The following is a 16509-nucleotide window of genomic DNA, read 5'->3' as shown; positions in this document are numbered from 1 at the left end:
TACGGCAATGCCGTACTCGCGTCAATTGTGGCAGGAAACATTCCAGAAGAACCAGACAGACGAGCCCGTGAGCGTTGCGCGAGCACAGAGGACGACTAGGCTGCCCATCCGTCCTTCTTTTCCCCCACCTAACCCTAGGGGGGCAGCCAGACTGTCCTTCACTGCGCGCATTGAGGGAGCACATTCTGATCGTGCGGCCTCAGCGAGCAAGAAGAATGGTCTGGCTGCTCCCCTGCCCCCTTGACAGACCCACCCCCCCCTGGCTATGATTCCCGCCACTTGATTCGACCTTGTCGGTAAAAACGTATTTTCTCCGGCCACCATCATTCAAAGGAGTAGGCTCATGAAGATCGTAATCGGTACTGTTGCGACCGTCTCAGGCGTCCTGTTTGCGTTGTCGATGGCCTCGGCAAACCCCTCGCTCCTACCCAAGCACGAAGGCTATCCGGCGAAGGCCAGCGTAAGCCCAGTGACGGGCCAGTCAACCGCCAACGATCCTGGCCAGGCTGATGGACGTGGGGATTCCACATTGCTCAAATCCCAGGGTTCCATCAAGCATAGCGAGCAGCACCTGAAGAAGACAGACAACGCGAGGATTACCGGAGAGCAGGGCGCTGGACAACTCCCGACTGTCTCTGGAATTCAGGTCAAGATCGCTCCCCCGGTCACATCTGCCACGAAAATTGGGGCCGATCGTAAGATCGAGTAGTCGAGCCGTTCAATCAGATATCGCAGAGGGGCGCCGGATTCATTCGGCGCCCCTCTGTTTTTTTGTGCGGCCTGCCCTCGCGGAGGCTGTGACCGAACGCAGTCTGAATCGCCAGGGTTTCTTGGCCCATGCTCCCGCATAGTCGACACCGATGCGTGCATGAGCCCCCAGCTCCCCTCTTTTCAGCACCACCCCACGATCCTCAAACCAGAGGGCTTCGCCTTCCGTAAGGTCTACGCGGTTGAGGACGCGATCGATCTCTAGCACACGGCACAGCCGTCCCGGTCCATCGATCAACTCCCCGTCGACCTCAATCGCCCTGATCAAGACCGCTGAGGGAAACTCCTCCCGCTCCGTCACCACATTCAAGCAATGGTACATCCCGTAAATAAGGTACACGTACGCGATTCCTGCCGGGCCAAACATGACATCCGTTCGTGGCGTTCTCCCTTTCGACGCATGGCAGGCCTTATCCTGTGACCCGACATAGGCCTCCACTTCGACGATTTTCGCGGCAATTTCACGGCCATCGATCGCCCGCACAAGATATTTGCCGACGAGCGATCTCGCGACCGCAACCGTTGGGCGGTTGAAATAGTCACGGGGTAAAATCTTTCGCTTTGACTTCATATCGCCTCACTATAGGCCGCTCAAAACGATCTTCCAACAAGGCCGCCGGCGAAGAAAGCACCGGAGGCGTACCCTACTGGATACGTTGAGGATGCTTTCGAGACGAGAACGAAGTTGGAAGTCGTTTTCAGCGGTCGACTAGAAATACCATGCGAGACCGCCCATAAATGTCCTGGGACTCCCCGGCACAAAGTGAATGTCGTTAACCGGCGCCGGCTCGTTCCGTAACTGAGAAGCAAAGGCGAAGGTGGCCTGCTCCCACTTGGTATTGAAGAGGTTCTGAATAAAGAAAAATGCCTCCATGCGGCCATGGGACATCTTGATCGGCAGTTGATAGCGCTCCGAGAGGTCGAAATCAATCCAGGAGGGAGCCTTGATGCTCCGGTCCTCTGTGAGCGGCCGCACGCCGAGATAGGTCGCTTGCAGCTGCGAGGTCAGACCTTCAGGCCAACGCAACAACAGCGCCCCATAGGCCGTGACCTCGGGGGCTAGAAGAATCGCATCGCCGTTGCGAAACTCGGCCTTCGTCCAGGTCACGCTGCCGTTAAAATACAGCGGGCCCCAGACTGGTCCCCGTGCAGCCACCTCCACGCCCTCTCGTGTGCTCGCGCCACGAATGTCTGTCGTCCCCTGGTCTCCGACAAATACCAGCTCAGACTTGAGATCTAATCGCCAGATGGTTGCAGTCAACTCGACGCCTTCAGCCCCCCAGGGTTTCGACCGGACACCGACCTCATAACTCTTGGCTCGCGCAAGGGGTGAGGACCCCGGTGCGACCGCCGATCGTGCATCGTTGCTATGATAGCCCTCGCCATAGTTGGCGAAGAGTTCCGTGCCGGCCCAGGGGCCCAGGATGAGGTTCATTTTTGGGAGAACGATACCGGAACTCGTCCGTCCGGCAGGCTGGTCGGCACAGGCCATACAGCGATTCCTCACATCGAAGGTGAACGTCTCAGCGCGGAGCCCGCCCGCCAACCTCATCCACGACGTGGGTTGAACCTCTGCTTTCACAAAGGGCGCATAGGACGCCTCCAAAATATCGCTGTCTATGGACGCTCCGGTCGGCCTTCTCGTCGTCTGAGTTCCGAGTCTTGCGTGGATGTGGTCGACTCTGGTTTGAAGCCCGATGGTCCCAATGCTCGGCAGGCCCCATACCTCGCCTCGCTGCTTGTACCCGAGGTCGCCGCCGTACATCACCCGCCGATCGGATTGTTGAATACCGTCGCCATTGACGGGGTCATTGGCGAAGAACGTGAAATTTGTATAGAGATCTAACCGATAGTACTGGCCATACGCATTGGCGAAGAACTGCCCGTTCGACGTCGTGTCGTAATGGTAGTTCAACTTGGCGGTGCTGCGGAGCGTCTTGCCTCCTTCCGAAGGATCGACGGCACCGAACCGGTCGAGCGAGCCGTCCTGCACCGCTCGTAACGGAACTTCGCCCGAGGCGTTCCACTGGGCCTGATGAAAGGTCCCGGTCAGGCTCAGTTCGTCCCGCCCGGTCAGATTGGTCGTCATTTTTCCCAAGAGGTTGCCCCGGAAATAGCGGTTATCCTGTTGAAACGGACCGTTCGTGTAATAGCCTTCGGCGGCGAACAGGGTACGCACCCGATCCTTGGTGGGAGAGAACATGAGCATGTAGCGCTGTGTATCGAACTGCCCCCCGGCTGCCTGGACGATTCCTTCTTGCACCACCTGCCGCGTCCTGAAGTTCACCGCTCCTGCCGTGGCAAAATCGCCATATTCCGGGAGATAGGCCCCCTTGCTCACGTCGAGTCCCTCGATCGTCTCGGGAATAATGAAATTCAGGTCGGTATAACCTTGCCCGTGCGCGTGAGTGCGCAGGTTGATCGGCATGCCATCGGAGAAAAAGGCCACATCGGTCCCATGATCCGCGTCGAACCCGCGCAGAAAGTATTGATCGGCCTTGCCCGCCCCGCCGGAATGTTCCACCGCAATGAATCCGGGGATCAGCTTCAGTACCTGGGCCGGACGGCCCTGCGGTTGTAAAAGAAATTCTTTATCGGGGATGAACTGCTGGGAAGAGGCTGCAACCGGCCTATCACCGATGACGGTGACTTCCGGAACGTCGACCGTCTCAACATCGGGGTCATGGGCGAAAGCCATGGAAGCAACGCCTACCAGCACGGTGAGATGGAGGAAGAGACTGAGGATATTCACGAAGGCGCTCAGCTCAACCCTTTTCCCGTGGTGGTCGCCGTCAACTTTCCATGCTTGACGCCTTTGGTCCCGATGAGGATGTCGGCAAGCTTCTTGATGACAGAGCCGTTGCCCTTCACCGCCAGCACTTCTAAACAATGGTCATGATCGAGATGCACGTGCATCCCGGACAAGATGAGCGGCTGGTAGCGGTGTTGGATGTCCGTGAGTTTTCTGCTCAGGTCGCGCACGTGATGGTCGTAGACAAACGTGATCGTCCCGACCGTTTCCTTGTCGTCGTCCCACTCCTGCCCGACCAGGTTATCCCGGATGAGATCCCGCAGCGCCTCTGAACGGTTCGTGTACTTACGCTTCTTGATGTGTAGATCGAACGCGTCGAGCAAATGGTGGTCCAACGACACGCCGAATCGAATCAACTTCTTCATGGCAGCCTCATCAGTAACACGTTTTCAAGAAACGTAGCATCATGCAACGCGCCAAGCAATACAGAATTGTCACGATGAACAGGGAATACATCCGGCTCACATCTATCGTGTAAGCGAACTTGGGCGGGGATTTATTCGGGCTGCGGGCAGGGAAGAAGCACGGGAAGGGCTCTGACTGTGCGCATTGCGCGAATAGGTCAGGTGGTCTGACCTCCCAGCGCGCGATTAGTCGCCTTGAATCGGGATGTACATGACGTTCCCCTGCCGATTGATCAATAGCAAGGCGAGATCGGAGGGCTTCATCGGATCGGCCAAACGCTGAAAGACGGCAAAGGTGGGAATATGCTGACGGTTGAGCTCCAACACCACGTCGCCTGGCTGGAGGCCTGAAGATTCGGCTAAGCTCCCTTCTTCAATATCGGTCACCACCACTCCACTCGTGACAGCCAGATCCATCTGCCGAGCCAACGGCGCGGTCACATCGTCGAAGACGACGCCGGCAAGAGGATGAGCCGTGGCCGCTGAGGCCGATAGGGACTGGCTCTTCTTGGCCCGTTCACGCGGCGCCTCCTGGACGACCAGCTCAGCCTGATAGGGCTTACTCTCGCGCACGAGATCCAGCTTGTGTTTACTCCCGATCGTGGCGGCCGCTACGAGGTTCCGCAGATGTCCGCTGTCCATGATGTCGCGCCCGTCGAATCGCACGACCACATCGCCACGCTTCAGTCCGGCTTTTTCGGCAGAGCCCTTCGCCTGCACATCGGTGACGATCGCGCCCTTCACATCCGGCAGACGAAAGACCTTGCCCAACAGGGGGGAGACATCTTGCGTCGAGGCGCCGAGAAATCCACGAACCACACGCCCGGTCTTGAGCAGGCTCTGCATGGCAGACCTGGCCATATTGCTGGGAATGGCAAACCCGACGCCGACACTTCCACTGGTCGGGCTCGCGATGGCGGTATTGATCCCTATCAGTTCTCCGTTAAGGGTCACCAGCGCACCGCCGGAGTTACCGGGATTGATGGGGGCATCGGTCTGAATGAAGTCTTCGAAATCGGCAACGCCGACATCGGCTCGTCCCACGGCACTGACAATGCCGAACGTGACACTCCGGCTCAAGCCCAGCGGATTGCCGATCGCGAGCACAAATTCGCCGACGGCGAGCATGCTCGAATCCCCCCACGTGACCGCCGGCAGATTGGTCGCCTGAATTTTCACGAGCGCCACGTCGGTCTTCGGATCGGTGGCCACCACTCGTCCTTTGTATTGTCGCCGGTCGGCAAGAATCACTTCCACATTAACCGCATCGGCAATGACATGGTTATTTGTCATAATGTAGCCATCCGCCGACACGATGACCCCGGAGCCTTGGCCATATTGCCGCCTGGTCGTAGGCGCGTCCTTGAACAGACCGAACGGAAGCGCCTCATCGCTGAAGGCTTGATCGCGGACCATCACTGTGGAGGCGATGCTGACGACAGAAGGAATGACCTTGGTCGCGGCCGCCTTGATCTGCGCCTGGAATTCACCCCCGCTCGCCATAGGAATCGCACGAGTCCCGGCCAGGGCCGTTCCTCCGGCAATCGAACCAGCCACGCAGAGCCCGATCATGATTCGCACGATGAAATTGAATCGCAACAAGCCGCAGTCCCCTCTTACCCGATTGACGATAAACGACCGTAGCCTAGCACGCATCCGCTGGAGGCGCACTTACAATTCCACATGACGCAGGCGGAGGGCATTGGAGATGACGGACACAGAACTGAACGTCATGGCGGCACTGGCGATCATGGGACTCAGGAGGATTCCCCAGACCGGGTAGAGGACGCCGGCCGCGATCGGCACACCGATGACATTGTAGAGAAATGCGAATAAGAGATTCTGCCGAATATTCCGCATCGTGGCCTGGCTCAATCTGCGTGCGCGAAGCAGCCCGCGCAGATCCCCTTTCACCAGCGTGATCCCCGCACTTTCAATGGCCGTATCTGCTCCGGTCCCCATCGCAATCCCGACATCGGCCAATGCCAGCGCAGGAGCATCATTGATCCCATCTCCGGCCATCGCCACAACGCAGCCTTGGGACTTGAGACGGGCCACGATCTGGCCCTTGTGTTCCGGCAAGACTCCAGCCAGAACCTCTTCGATGCCGAGTTGCCGGGCCACGGCCTCTGCCGTGTCGCGATGATCGCCCGTGACCATGACGACCCGAAGACCATCGGCCTTGAGCTCTTGCACCGCCTCATGCGTCGAAGCTTTGATCGGGTCCGCCACGCCAAGGATGCCGGCCGCCTGTCCATCGATGGCCACGAACAGGATCGTCTGCCCCTCACGACGAAGCGAAGCCGCGTTGTCGTCCAACGTCGTCAGGCTCTGGTTTGATACCCCGATCTCCAGCCGCAAAAACGTAGCCGTCCCGATGGCGATCCGACGGCCAGCCACCGTCCCGGTCACACCCTTACCCGTCACCGAATGAAACTGCTCGACCGGGACGCACGAGAGGCCTCGCGCTTCCGCTCCGGCCACCACTGCGGCAGCCAGAGGATGTTCGCTACTCCGCTCAAGACTCGCCGCGAATCGTAACAGATCGACATCGGTCCAGGGTGGCACCGGTTGTATCGAGAGCAATGTCGGCTTGCCCTCCGTCAGGGTTCCGGTCTTATCGATGACGAGCGTATCCACCTTCCCCAATATCTCCAGGGCTTCAGCCTTCTTGACCAACACACCGGCCATCGCCCCGCGACCGGTCCCTACCATGATCGACATCGGCGTCGCCAATCCCAACGCACAGGGACAGGCAATGATCAGGACCGCGACGGCATTGACCAGCGCATGGGCCAACTTCGGATCAGGGCCCCAGATCGCCCAGGCTACCGCCGTCAGCAATGAAGCCGCCACGACCAGCGGCACAAAATACGCCGCCGCCACATCGGCAAGACGCTGGATCGGCGCCCGGCTCCGTTGCGCCTCGCTCACCATCTGCACAATCCTGGCGAGCATCGTATCTCGCCCGACTCGCTCGGCGACCATCACGATCCCGCCCGTGCCGTTGATCGTCCCTCCGGTCACCCGAGTCCCGATTATTTTTTCGACCGGGATCGATTCCCCGGTGATCATGGACTCATCGACCGAAGTCGCACCTTCCTGGACCATCCCATCGACCGGCACTCGCTCGCCCGGCCTGACGCGTAATCGCTGACCCACCTGAATCTGCTCGAGCAGCACATCTTCTTCCTGCCCGTCCGACTTGATCAGCCTGGCGGTCTTTGGCGCGAGTCTGAGCAAGGAACGAATCGCGGAACTCGTCTGACTCCGGGCCTTCAACTCAAGAACCTGGCCGAGCAAGACAAGCACCGTAATCATGGCCGCGGCTTCAAAATAGACGGCGATCGAACCGTCGTGCAATCGGAAGGAACCGGGGAGTAGCGTCGGCGCGACGGTGGCAACCGTGCTGTAGCCATAGGCCGCTCCCGTTCCAATGGCAATGAGCGTGAACATGTTGGGAGTCCGGTTCACCACCGAAATCCACCCTCGCTGAAAAAACGGCCAGCCTCCCCAGAGCACCACCGGCGTCGCCAACAGCCATTGCACCCAGTTCCTCACCGAGCCAGTGAAGATCTGCGGAAGTGACAAGCCGGGAATCATCTCGGCCATGGCCAACAACATGACCAGGAGGGAAGGCCCGAGACAGATCCAGAACCGCCTGCTCATATCCTCCAGCTCGGGGTTCTGTTCATCCTCAAGCGAGACCATTTTTGGTTCCAGCGCCATCCCGCAAATCCGGCATGCGCCCGGTTGAGTCTCCAGCACCTCCGGGTCCATCGGACAAATGTACTCGACCAGTCCGCCGGACGGAGCGACCGCGACGCGGGGAAGCCGCTGCTCAACAGGCGTCAGATAGTAAATGGGATCGGCGCGGAACTTGGTGAGACAACTCGCCGCACAGAAGTAGTAGGTCTTCCCTTGATATTCGTAGGAACCGGCTGCCGTGGCCGGCTGCACCGTCATCCCGCAGACGGGATCGATAGCCCCTGCCACAACCGAGGCAGGCTGCAGCATCGGCAGGGGTCTTCTTGTCGTCGTCGGCTTTGCTGGACTGGCAGGCCGTGGCTGCAACGCCCGCTCCGGATCGGCCTTGAATCGCTCCAGGCAGGAGAGGCCGCAAAAGTAGTAGCGCTCGCCTCGATGCTCGTGACTTCCAGCCGCCGTCGCCGGATCCACCGTCATGCCGCAGATCGGATCAATCGCCATGATAACCCCGTGATGTGTAACGCGTGATGAGTGACCGGTGGAGAAACCTAATCTGATCACCGATCACTCATCACTGATCACTTCTTTGATCACTTCTTCTTATCGGCGTCCAGAATACTCTGGATGATCAACTTGAGATTCTCCGGATCGATCGTCTCTGCCTTAATATTCCCGTCGATGAGCACGGTCGGGGTCTGCTGGACCTTGATGCGCTCGCCCCATTTGCGCCCCTCTTCAAAGATCTTCGCCGGTTTCCCGCTGGCCATGCCATCTTCAAAGGCCTTCGGATCGAGACCGACTTCCTTGATCAAGACTTCACGCAACGAGCGATCCAGCACGCCTGTAATCTTATCCTTGTGGATGGTGCGAAAGAGGACCGCTTTCATTTCGCTCCCTTTCCCCATCAGCTTTGCCTGCTCGTACATATCGAAGGGGGTCGGCAGCTTGCCATGGATCACCGGGAACCCCACCATCGTCGCCTCAAGCTTGTTCCCGAACTCTTTTTGGAGGAGCGCCAACCCCTCTCCGTCGAACCGGTGGCAATGCGGACAGTAGAAGTCGGCAAACTCAATCAACTTCACCTTGCCGGGTGTATGTGTGGAGACTTCGTCCTTCAAGACTTCGAACTTCCCCTTCAAGTCGGGAGTGGCGGCGGCGACCGGCGAGCCCCCCAAGCCGACGACACACCACACCATCGCACATACCGCCGAGGCCCATCGTGCACCCTGTCTATTCACCATACCGTCTCCTTTCTTGAATCAATGCCGACCGCTCATTATATCGAATATGCCGGGAACTTACTTCTCACTCTTTGTTATACTGTCGATATGTTGTCGCGCACCCTACTCTCCACGCTCGTCCTGCTCATCGCGCTCACCGGCTGTGCCTCGACACAAGAAACGTGGGGCGGCCCTGACGTACAGGCACTCACCTTCCTTCAGCTCAAAGCCGCACCCGATTCCGTACAGGGTCAACCAGTGGTCTTCGGCGGCATGGTCTTGACGGCTCGACGTCTTAAAGACGGCACAAGAATCGAAATCTTACAGTTGCCGCTCGATCGATCGATGCATCCCGGATACGACTTGACCAAATCCCAAGGCCGCTTCGTCGCACTGCAGCACGAGTTCCTCGATCCTGCCACATTGCCCCACGGCACCAGAATCACCGTGGCAGGCAACGTAGCGGGATCGATTGCGCTGCCCCTCGATGAGACCGAATACGTCTATCCGATCATTGAGGTGAAACGTTTACAGGTATGGAGTGCCGCTGAAGAAGCGGCCCCTCGTATCAGGCCTCAGATAGGCCCTGGTGCGTACTGGGGGCCCTACTGGAGTCCCTACTACCGCCCCTGGCCCTATCGTTGGTAGGCGGGGCTTGCGCGACGAGCGAGACGGCCCGAACTTCCGATTCCGCTGTCTTCGGTGACATGTCTCGCAAGTCACGCCCTTCCCGCATGCCTCGCTTGCTCACCGTCCTCCGGCCCCGACAATGCGCTCCACGCGATCGTCGCGCCCCCCGAGCTTGAGATACCGGTGATATTGCGCCAGTGCCTTCGGCAGATCTTTCCGGTTCAACTCATAGAAGACACCCAAGTTGTAGTGCGCTTCCGCATAGTCCGGCTTCAACTCGACCGCTCGCTCGTAGGACCGTTCCGCCTCTTCAAGCCTGTTGAGGCCGGTGTAGATCACACCGAGGTTCATGTGGGCTTCGGCATACTCCGGGCGGTACCGTAACACCTCGAGAAATTCCCGCTCCGCCTCGTTCGGCCGCCCCTGGCTCCGGTAGACAAAACCAAGATTGTAATGCGCGTCGACCAAGTCTGGCTTGGCGGCAACCGCCTGTTTGTACGAATAGGCGGCTTCGATGAGGTCATTGTTCCTCTCGGCGATACGCCCATTCAAGTACCAGCCATTCGCATGTTTGGGATTCGATTTCGTCAGCCGGCGCAGCATGTCGCTCGCCGCTTTCGCCTCCCCCTGGCCGTCATAGATTGTGGCCAGTGCAAATAAGGCCTCGGGCTGGTCTGGAACCACGGTCAACAGCCTCTGGTAAGTCTGCAACGCCTCGGACGACTCATGCCGCTGCTCATAGACCTTAGCCAAGTCGAGATAGGATTCAGCATGTTTCGGATTAGCGTCGATGGCTCGCGTCAACGCCTGCTCGGCCTCTGCCGACTTCCCTTGCGCCAAATAGACTTCGGCCAGATCGTTCAGCGCCTCCGCGTACTTGGGGTTAAGCTTCACGGCATGCGTGAAGGCCTCAACGGCTTTGGAGGGGTTTCGCTCGTTAAAGAGGATTTGGCCCAGCAGGCGGTACGACTCGGCCGATGAGGGATTCAGTTCGATGGATTTTCTGACCGCCTCGGCTGCGGCAGGAAGGTCGCCTTTTCGCAACAGCCCGGCTCCCCGCTCATAGTGGCGTTGCGCGGCATCCGGTTGCTCAGCCGCTGCCAAGACGGAAGCCAGAGGAGCCGCCAGAGCCAGGCACAGAACGAGCAGGACGACAGCACGATGATGGAGGAGGCGATTCACGGTCAACCAACGCCCTTCCTTGCGGCACCCGCAACAGTTCGACAAACTATAGACGGGCAGCGACCGTGAAATCAACGACACCGATACCCGAATCGACGTGAACAGAGTACCCTGCAGTCAATATCGCGACAAACAGTGTATGGACGATGAACCGGCTCCGCCCTCCATCACACTGCACCCGGCCATGGCCATCAGGACAATGGCTCCGATCCCGAACGTGATGATCTGTGTGATCTGTCATGTTGTCTGCATAACCATTTTTTTCAAGGATTGGTCTTATAGCAACGCCCCGTCACCAGAAGATGAGCGGGGCGTTGCAGGCTGCGGGAGGCTGAAGAAAATCGCCGCTACTTGATCATAAGCAGCTTTCCGCCTGGATCCTTCGGATTGAGATGGTCCCGGTAGATCAGCGTATTACCCTGCGTCGCATAGAAGAGATCGCTGGTCGGGATGCCGATATATTTCGTCTCGCCCGCTTTCAAGACCACCTGGGCCATCAAGACAAACGGCGAGCCGGCGTTGGCCGCATCCGTCATTTGGAACCCCCGCTCGACGGTGGAATTGTTCGTAACCTTGAGCAGCAACGGCCGGCCAGGCCGAACCTTGAAATCGATCACCGTGGTCGGCGGATACCAGCTCTTGATCGTGCCGAGATCGATGGCGAACAACTGCGCATCGACATCGAGTGCTTTAAAAGCCTGCCCGACCACCGACCCGGTTTCCAGGTCGCCGATCTCCACGCCACCGGCCTGTAAGGCGAACGCCGATGTGCCCATGACGAGCAAACTTACCGATACCAGGGTGCCCAGAACAAGATGCCTCAACATGACCTGACCTCCTCTGTGGTTAAAGCGACGATGCATGAGTGCCCGATGATGTAGTACAGGGAGGCAGACCCTTTGCTTCGAGTACTTGCCCCCCGATGAGCGTATCGCCGACGATCAGAAACAACGCTTTGACGCGTCTGATGCTGTCGAGAAACTTTCCGCTGGCCACGGCCATCACTTCGTGCGAGCCATCCTCTTGCGCCAGGTCTGCCTCAATCGTCACATGGTAAAAATCGAATCCCTCGAACACTTTGTTGAACGCCTGCACGCGCAAGAGCGCCACGAGCTGAGGTTCGTCGGCGAACGCCGGGGCCGTGCAGCACAAGAGCATCACCGTTCCGAATAGCCAGAGCAATCGCATCGCCGACTCCTTCAAGATAGGGTCTATTTATCCGCTTCTCGCCCATGCGTCTACAGACGCCTGCCTACTCGTACCGACGTCTGCTCCAGCGTCATGACGCCTGCGCGGTCGAGACGTATCGGCGCTCCAGAATATGGGAGAGGGAAACGTATGGGCATACGTCTCCCTCTGTCAGGACTCCCTGCGTGGTCAGCGCAGTCCAACCCCTGAGTCCCGCCCCAATTGTGATGCGAGCACTGCGCGACGGCACGCCTGCCTGAACGAAAGTGGAAAAGAGCCACCCATCGACGGCGCAAGACCGCAAACCGGACCGCTCAAGGCTCGCATACTTTTGCATACTGAACACCTGCACCAGTTCGTGACGGGCCGGCTTCTTGGCGCTCCCTTGGCCGAAACGGTCCTCCTCAACACGATAGGTCTCCATCACAAACCGCGTACCCAGCGAAAAGGGCTCGTCATCCAATGTCGCTGCTCCTTTGGGACAGACGTAAAACTTTAGTATTTCCTCGTGACCCTGCTGGTGCCCGGCAATCTGACAGGTCGGCCAAGACCGATAGCCGAACGCCATCGGCTGTTGCGTCTGTTCCGGTGCGGCAACAGACCTGGTGGTCACCCCCAGCGCAATAGCCATCAGTCTGACCACCACGGGGATGAGTTCGGGATATTCCTGATCGTGATTCATCGCAACCCCTCTCAATTTTCAACTCCCCGAAGGGCCAGGGTGGGGGAGGCAGTCAACCGTCCCACCCTGGTAACGGGTCCGCGAGATGGAGACCTCATCCCGCGGACGCCATATGTCTTCAGTCCTCTATTGTCATAGCGGCGGCTTCTCGCCGCTATGATCAGCGTTTCTTATTCGAGCCTGCTGCACGAATTGGCACCACCTTACGGGGAATCGAGCGAGTCACCGGTGGTGGATCCGTACGATTGGCCTCGACCAACGCCGTGACCGATTCGCGAAAGACGCGCAGGCTGCCATGTCCAATCTTGGTCGCATCCAGCCGTCCTTCTTCAATCCACCGGTAAATCGTCCACTTGCTCACGCGTAACAGTTGCGCCGCGTCGTTCACCCGCATCAACGATGATTCCATCAAGGCACCTCAAGCACCGATCCCCCGTCCATTCACATCCGTGCGCTGCGTCCATAGCGTCCCGTTACTTCATGACCTCGCCTGTGCAATACCAGCTCTCGCCCTTCACGACTTTCCCTCCTGCTGACCGGCCTCAAGCCTCTGCTCTCCACGGTCGACCCGCGCCGAGCAATTCCAGCCCGATGCGAGCGCGCGATGCACCGCACCGGCCAACTGCTCCGGCGTCTCGCTGCCTGGCTGATACCGCACCAGCACCGTGCCATGATTGTTCAAGAACTCGACCTGACGCACCGTCTTGAATGCACGAAGCGCCGCCTCGACATCTTCACGGTGGTATTCACACATACGGCCGAAAATCTGGACGATGGCTTCGCTTGCCGCCGGTTTCGACTCTATGGATTCGTTGTCCTGAGCCAGGCCCGCGAACGATACAGCACCGGTTATCACCCACCCTGCCAAGGCAAGAACGAACAGACGCTTCATGGCACCTTCCTTTCAAATAAAGGACCGGGGCGGAGGCCACAGGAGGATGCACCTGCGCCCCGGATCAGTCCGAGCAAGGAGGCCGCCCCACTCGGACATCAAAAAGTCATCAACGGTTACGGTTAATGGTGTAGACGAACGACCGAGATCGAATAAGGGCGCGCGCGCGAAATCGACTTGAATAGACCGCCCGGGATCCCCTATCCGATCAGGATGAAGGAAATCGCCGGAGGTGCACGGGAATGGAGCAGAGAAGAAGAACGTGAAGGGATAACGTGATTCGGGGAGGAGATGACGAGCCGGGCGACCGGACCGACCGACAAGGCCGGCGGCTCCGTGACCAGTCCGGCATCGGACGTGGCCTGACAGGCCCAGGCGCAGAGCGCACTATGCGGAGCCGCGTCTTGCGAATCATGGTGCGCATGGCCGCTGGAGACCTCGCCGTGGCTGAACGAACAGGTCCCCGCCATCGCTGCAAGCGAGGCATAGACAAGGGCCACAAGCCCTGCCACAAGAACGGAACTGCGTGATACACCGGAACGGGTCATGAACCTCTCCAAGATGCCACTTCTATACGCGTGAACCGACCGCCTGTCTACCGACGCCTGCTCACGGATGCTACAGTTTTACTGATTCTCCCTTGCCGTAGAACCCCGGCTACAGTAGACCGAGTCTCAGGTTGAGCGGGCGCCTGAGCCCCAGCCTACTCCATACCGGCATACTGTTTCAGCCTGTTGTTAGTACTTGTACTCCAGCCCCGCATAGGCGCTGATCCCCTGCGATGGATTCGCGAACCGGTTGAGCGAGTCGTTCACTACGACCGCACCGGCATAGGTCTTGTCGGTGAGATTCCGTCCCTCTGCAAAGAAAGTCAGTCGATCCGTGATGTTCCATCCAGACTTCAGATGGAGCACGAAATAAGAAGGATTTTTCACTGTATTCAGATAGTCCACATAAAACCCCGAGAGCGACCATTCGAAATTCGGCGCCACCCACCAGCCTGCCGGGTGATCGTAGCGAACCTCGACGTTCATATTATGCTCCGGCATACCGGCCACCGTATTCCCGTCCTTCGCGACGAGCACATTGGGGCCGCCGACCCCACCACCACGCACATCATCGGTGAACTTGAAGCGGGACCAGGTATAGGCCACCCGCGTTTGGAGACTGTCCGCCCTGCCGTCCGCGTTCTGCGCGAACAAACCTCTGGTCAGCACCATGGCTCCGCCGGCTTCGACGCCCGTATGGCGTGTCCCGTTAGCATTCTGAAAGGTGCTCTGGTTGTTGATGTTCGAGGCGAGGATCTCCTTCCTCATCTCCAAGTCGTAGGCGGTCACATCCCAGGAGTAGCGCTTATTGGCTGAAGTACCGCGATGCCCCAGCTCAAACTGCCAGGCCCGCTGCGCATCCAGGTCGAGAAACCCAGTATTGGCACTCCCGTTCGCGTTAACGGACGAGAGTAATTCGACATTGAGCGGCGCTTCATACGCCCGGCTGGCATTAAAGTACGCTTGCGAGGTCGGAGTGGTGCGATAGACAAAACCTAATTTCGGGCTGATGGCGTCAAAATGCCGGAGCGGCTGCTGAGTGTTGCTCAGCGTAGAAGGAATCGTGGGATCGAACGGATTGCCAGCCGGGCTGAAGTTTTGCACATTGGCCTGGCGTCCGCTATTGTCCCATCGACCGCCGATGACGATGGTAAAATCCTTGGTCGCATCGAGCGAATCTTCCGCATAAGCCCCGAAGTAGGTCGTCCGGGCAAAGTAATTCTGTGTCATGGCTCCGATGTTGCCGTTGATATTCACAAACCGCGTTTGATGCTGATTTCCGTAGCGGGGTTGGAATCCGGCGACAAAGGAATGGTTGAGTCCGAACAGCTGGTTGGTATTGACGTAGCGGAACTCGCCGCCGACATTGGTGTTGTCCTGCCGGATCGTCTGAAAAATCGGATGGTCGACATACTGGTTCGAAAAATAGGGGATGATTTCAAAGGCCTGGTTCGGAGCAAACTCATTGCGATAGGCGAGTCCGATGCGCTGCTGGTTATAGTAGCGTCCCCAATTACACGTTTGATTATTCGACACACAGGCAAAGAACGGAGGGGTCCCCGGCGGGGTTTGGCCGCCCGCCTGACTCCGGTTCTGAAAGAGCTGGGCATTGGTTAATGAACCGGGAATCGCTTCGGAGACGTTGGCCTGCAGAAAATAGGCTCTAATCTCCTGATGGTTTCCGAGCTGCAACCCCACGTTGGCATTGATGCGCTGACGGGCCTGCTGACTGTGATCCTGAAATCCGTCCTGGCGGTTACCGGACACACTGACATAATAATCGGCGGTGGCGGTCATGCTGCCGACCTTAAACGGCTCCGTGACTTTCCCGCTGGAGACCTGGCCGCTGACCATGCCGAAACTTCCGGCCAAGAACCGCATCTGCAGCATCGACGCACTGTAGCCAGTCCGGGGCACGAAGTTGATGGCACCACCAATGGAGTTCGCGCCATAACGCAATGCATTGGCCCCCTTATAGACCTCGATCCGCTCATAGGCCAAGAGATCAATGGACTCGAAGTCCGAGAATCCATCCGCATCGCCAAAATAAATCCCATTGATAAGAATGTTGATGCCCCGATGATGAAAGTTATTGCGGAGCGAGGTGCCTCTGATCGAAAACTGTCCCTCATCCGCTCCAAAGCGTGACTGGAACCGCACACCCGGCGCAAACTGTAAGACATCCTGGAGATTGAGCGCACGAGATTCCGTGATCTGCTTTTCCTCAATGAGAATATTGCTCCCCGGCCTGCGTGCGAATTCCTTTTTGATATCGTTTACGTTTTCGATCCGCTGCCCTTCGATCTTCACCGTCTCCATCGTCAACTCGGAGGCCTCCTGTCCGACTGGTTCCTCTGCGCCCCAGGCCACAGATGGAATTGATGCGATCACGCTCATCACGATACAGGCCAAGAGGGCACAGGTTGTGTTCCACGTTCTTGCGCGACTCATACACGATCTCCTCATGAGTGAATA

The 16509-nt window shown here is 58.4% G+C and carries 16 protein-coding genes; 2 read left to right on the top strand and 14 right to left on the bottom strand.

Translation table 11 applies throughout. The features are described from left to right. Nucleotides 1-343: 343 nt before the first annotated feature. Entirely contained in the window at nucleotides 344-709 is a 366-nt protein-coding gene (locus Q8N00_14620; protein ID MDP2384028.1) for a hypothetical protein, read from the top strand. Nucleotides 710-748: 39 nt separating this feature from the next. Here Q8N00_14620 and Q8N00_14615 read toward each other — a convergent pair whose 3' ends face one another. From Q8N00_14615 to Q8N00_14590, 6 genes are all read right to left on the bottom strand, one after another. Beyond that, nucleotides 749-1339: a DNA-3-methyladenine glycosylase gene (locus Q8N00_14615; GenBank protein ID MDP2384027.1), complete on the bottom strand. Its 591-nt coding sequence runs from the start codon at nucleotides 1337-1339 to the stop codon at nucleotides 749-751. Nucleotides 1340-1477: 138 nt separating this feature from the next. Beyond that, the gene (locus tag Q8N00_14610; GenBank protein MDP2384026.1) at nucleotides 1478-3520 is read right to left on the bottom strand and encodes a TonB-dependent receptor plug domain-containing protein; all 2043 of its coding nucleotides are present in this window, start codon (nucleotides 3518-3520) and stop codon (nucleotides 1478-1480) included. Nucleotides 3521-3528: 8 nt separating this feature from the next. Beyond that, complete coding sequence (nikR, locus tag Q8N00_14605; GenBank protein ID MDP2384025.1) at nucleotides 3529-3945, bottom strand: nickel-responsive transcriptional regulator NikR; 417 nt, start codon at nucleotides 3943-3945, stop codon at nucleotides 3529-3531. A gap of 225 nt (nucleotides 3946-4170) precedes the next feature. Next, a complete protein-coding gene (locus Q8N00_14600; protein MDP2384024.1) occupies nucleotides 4171-5640 on the bottom strand; it encodes a Do family serine endopeptidase in 1470 nt (489 codons plus the stop codon). Nucleotides 5641-5655: 15 nt separating this feature from the next. Next, nucleotides 5656-8193 (bottom strand): heavy metal translocating P-type ATPase, encoded by a 2538-nt coding sequence (locus tag Q8N00_14595; protein ID MDP2384023.1) that lies wholly within the window; start codon nucleotides 8191-8193, stop codon nucleotides 5656-5658. An 89-nt stretch (nucleotides 8194-8282) separates the two neighbouring features. Continuing rightward, nucleotides 8283-8933 (bottom strand): thioredoxin domain-containing protein, encoded by a 651-nt coding sequence (locus Q8N00_14590; protein ID MDP2384022.1) that lies wholly within the window; start codon nucleotides 8931-8933, stop codon nucleotides 8283-8285. A 21-nt stretch (nucleotides 8934-8954) separates the two neighbouring features. On the opposite strand from Q8N00_14590, the gene Q8N00_14585 reads away from it, so the two are divergent. Continuing rightward, nucleotides 8955-9560: a Slp family lipoprotein gene (locus Q8N00_14585; GenBank protein MDP2384021.1), complete on the top strand. Its 606-nt coding sequence runs from the start codon at nucleotides 8955-8957 to the stop codon at nucleotides 9558-9560. Nucleotides 9561-9659: 99 nt separating this feature from the next. On the opposite strand, the gene Q8N00_14580 is transcribed toward Q8N00_14585, so the two are convergent. The 8 genes from Q8N00_14580 to Q8N00_14545 form a co-directional block, all read right to left on the bottom strand. Continuing rightward, entirely contained in the window at nucleotides 9660-10724 is a 1065-nt protein-coding gene (locus Q8N00_14580; protein ID MDP2384020.1) for a tetratricopeptide repeat protein, read from the bottom strand. A 347-nt stretch (nucleotides 10725-11071) separates the two neighbouring features. Next, nucleotides 11072-11551 (bottom strand): hypothetical protein, encoded by a 480-nt coding sequence (locus Q8N00_14575; protein MDP2384019.1) that lies wholly within the window; start codon nucleotides 11549-11551, stop codon nucleotides 11072-11074. A 19-nt stretch (nucleotides 11552-11570) separates the two neighbouring features. Beyond that, complete coding sequence (locus Q8N00_14570) at nucleotides 11571-11912, bottom strand: hypothetical protein (GenBank protein ID MDP2384018.1); 342 nt, start codon at nucleotides 11910-11912, stop codon at nucleotides 11571-11573. 91 nt (nucleotides 11913-12003) lie between these two features. Next, on the bottom strand, nucleotides 12004-12594 hold the full coding sequence (locus Q8N00_14565) for a cytochrome P460 family protein (GenBank protein MDP2384017.1): 591 nt from the start codon (nucleotides 12592-12594) through the stop codon (nucleotides 12004-12006). Between the two features lie 160 nt (nucleotides 12595-12754). Beyond that, the gene (locus Q8N00_14560; protein ID MDP2384016.1) at nucleotides 12755-13003 is read right to left on the bottom strand and encodes a helix-turn-helix domain-containing protein; all 249 of its coding nucleotides are present in this window, start codon (nucleotides 13001-13003) and stop codon (nucleotides 12755-12757) included. 105 nt (nucleotides 13004-13108) lie between these two features. Continuing rightward, nucleotides 13109-13486, bottom strand: coding sequence for a hypothetical protein (locus Q8N00_14555; protein MDP2384015.1), 378 nt, complete (start codon nucleotides 13484-13486; stop codon nucleotides 13109-13111). Nucleotides 13487-13686: 200 nt separating this feature from the next. Further along, nucleotides 13687-14034, bottom strand: coding sequence for a hypothetical protein (locus tag Q8N00_14550; GenBank protein MDP2384014.1), 348 nt, complete (start codon nucleotides 14032-14034; stop codon nucleotides 13687-13689). Nucleotides 14035-14223: 189 nt separating this feature from the next. Then, a complete protein-coding gene (locus Q8N00_14545) occupies nucleotides 14224-16485 on the bottom strand; it encodes a TonB-dependent receptor (protein ID MDP2384013.1) in 2262 nt (753 codons plus the stop codon). Nucleotides 16486-16509 lie beyond the last annotated feature (24 nt).

This window comes from Nitrospirota bacterium (assembly GCA_030684575.1).
Taxonomy (GTDB): domain Bacteria; phylum Nitrospirota; class Nitrospiria; order Nitrospirales; family Nitrospiraceae; genus Palsa-1315.
Note: the sequence above shows the minus strand (reverse complement) of the source record. Positions and strands in the feature narration are given on the sequence as shown.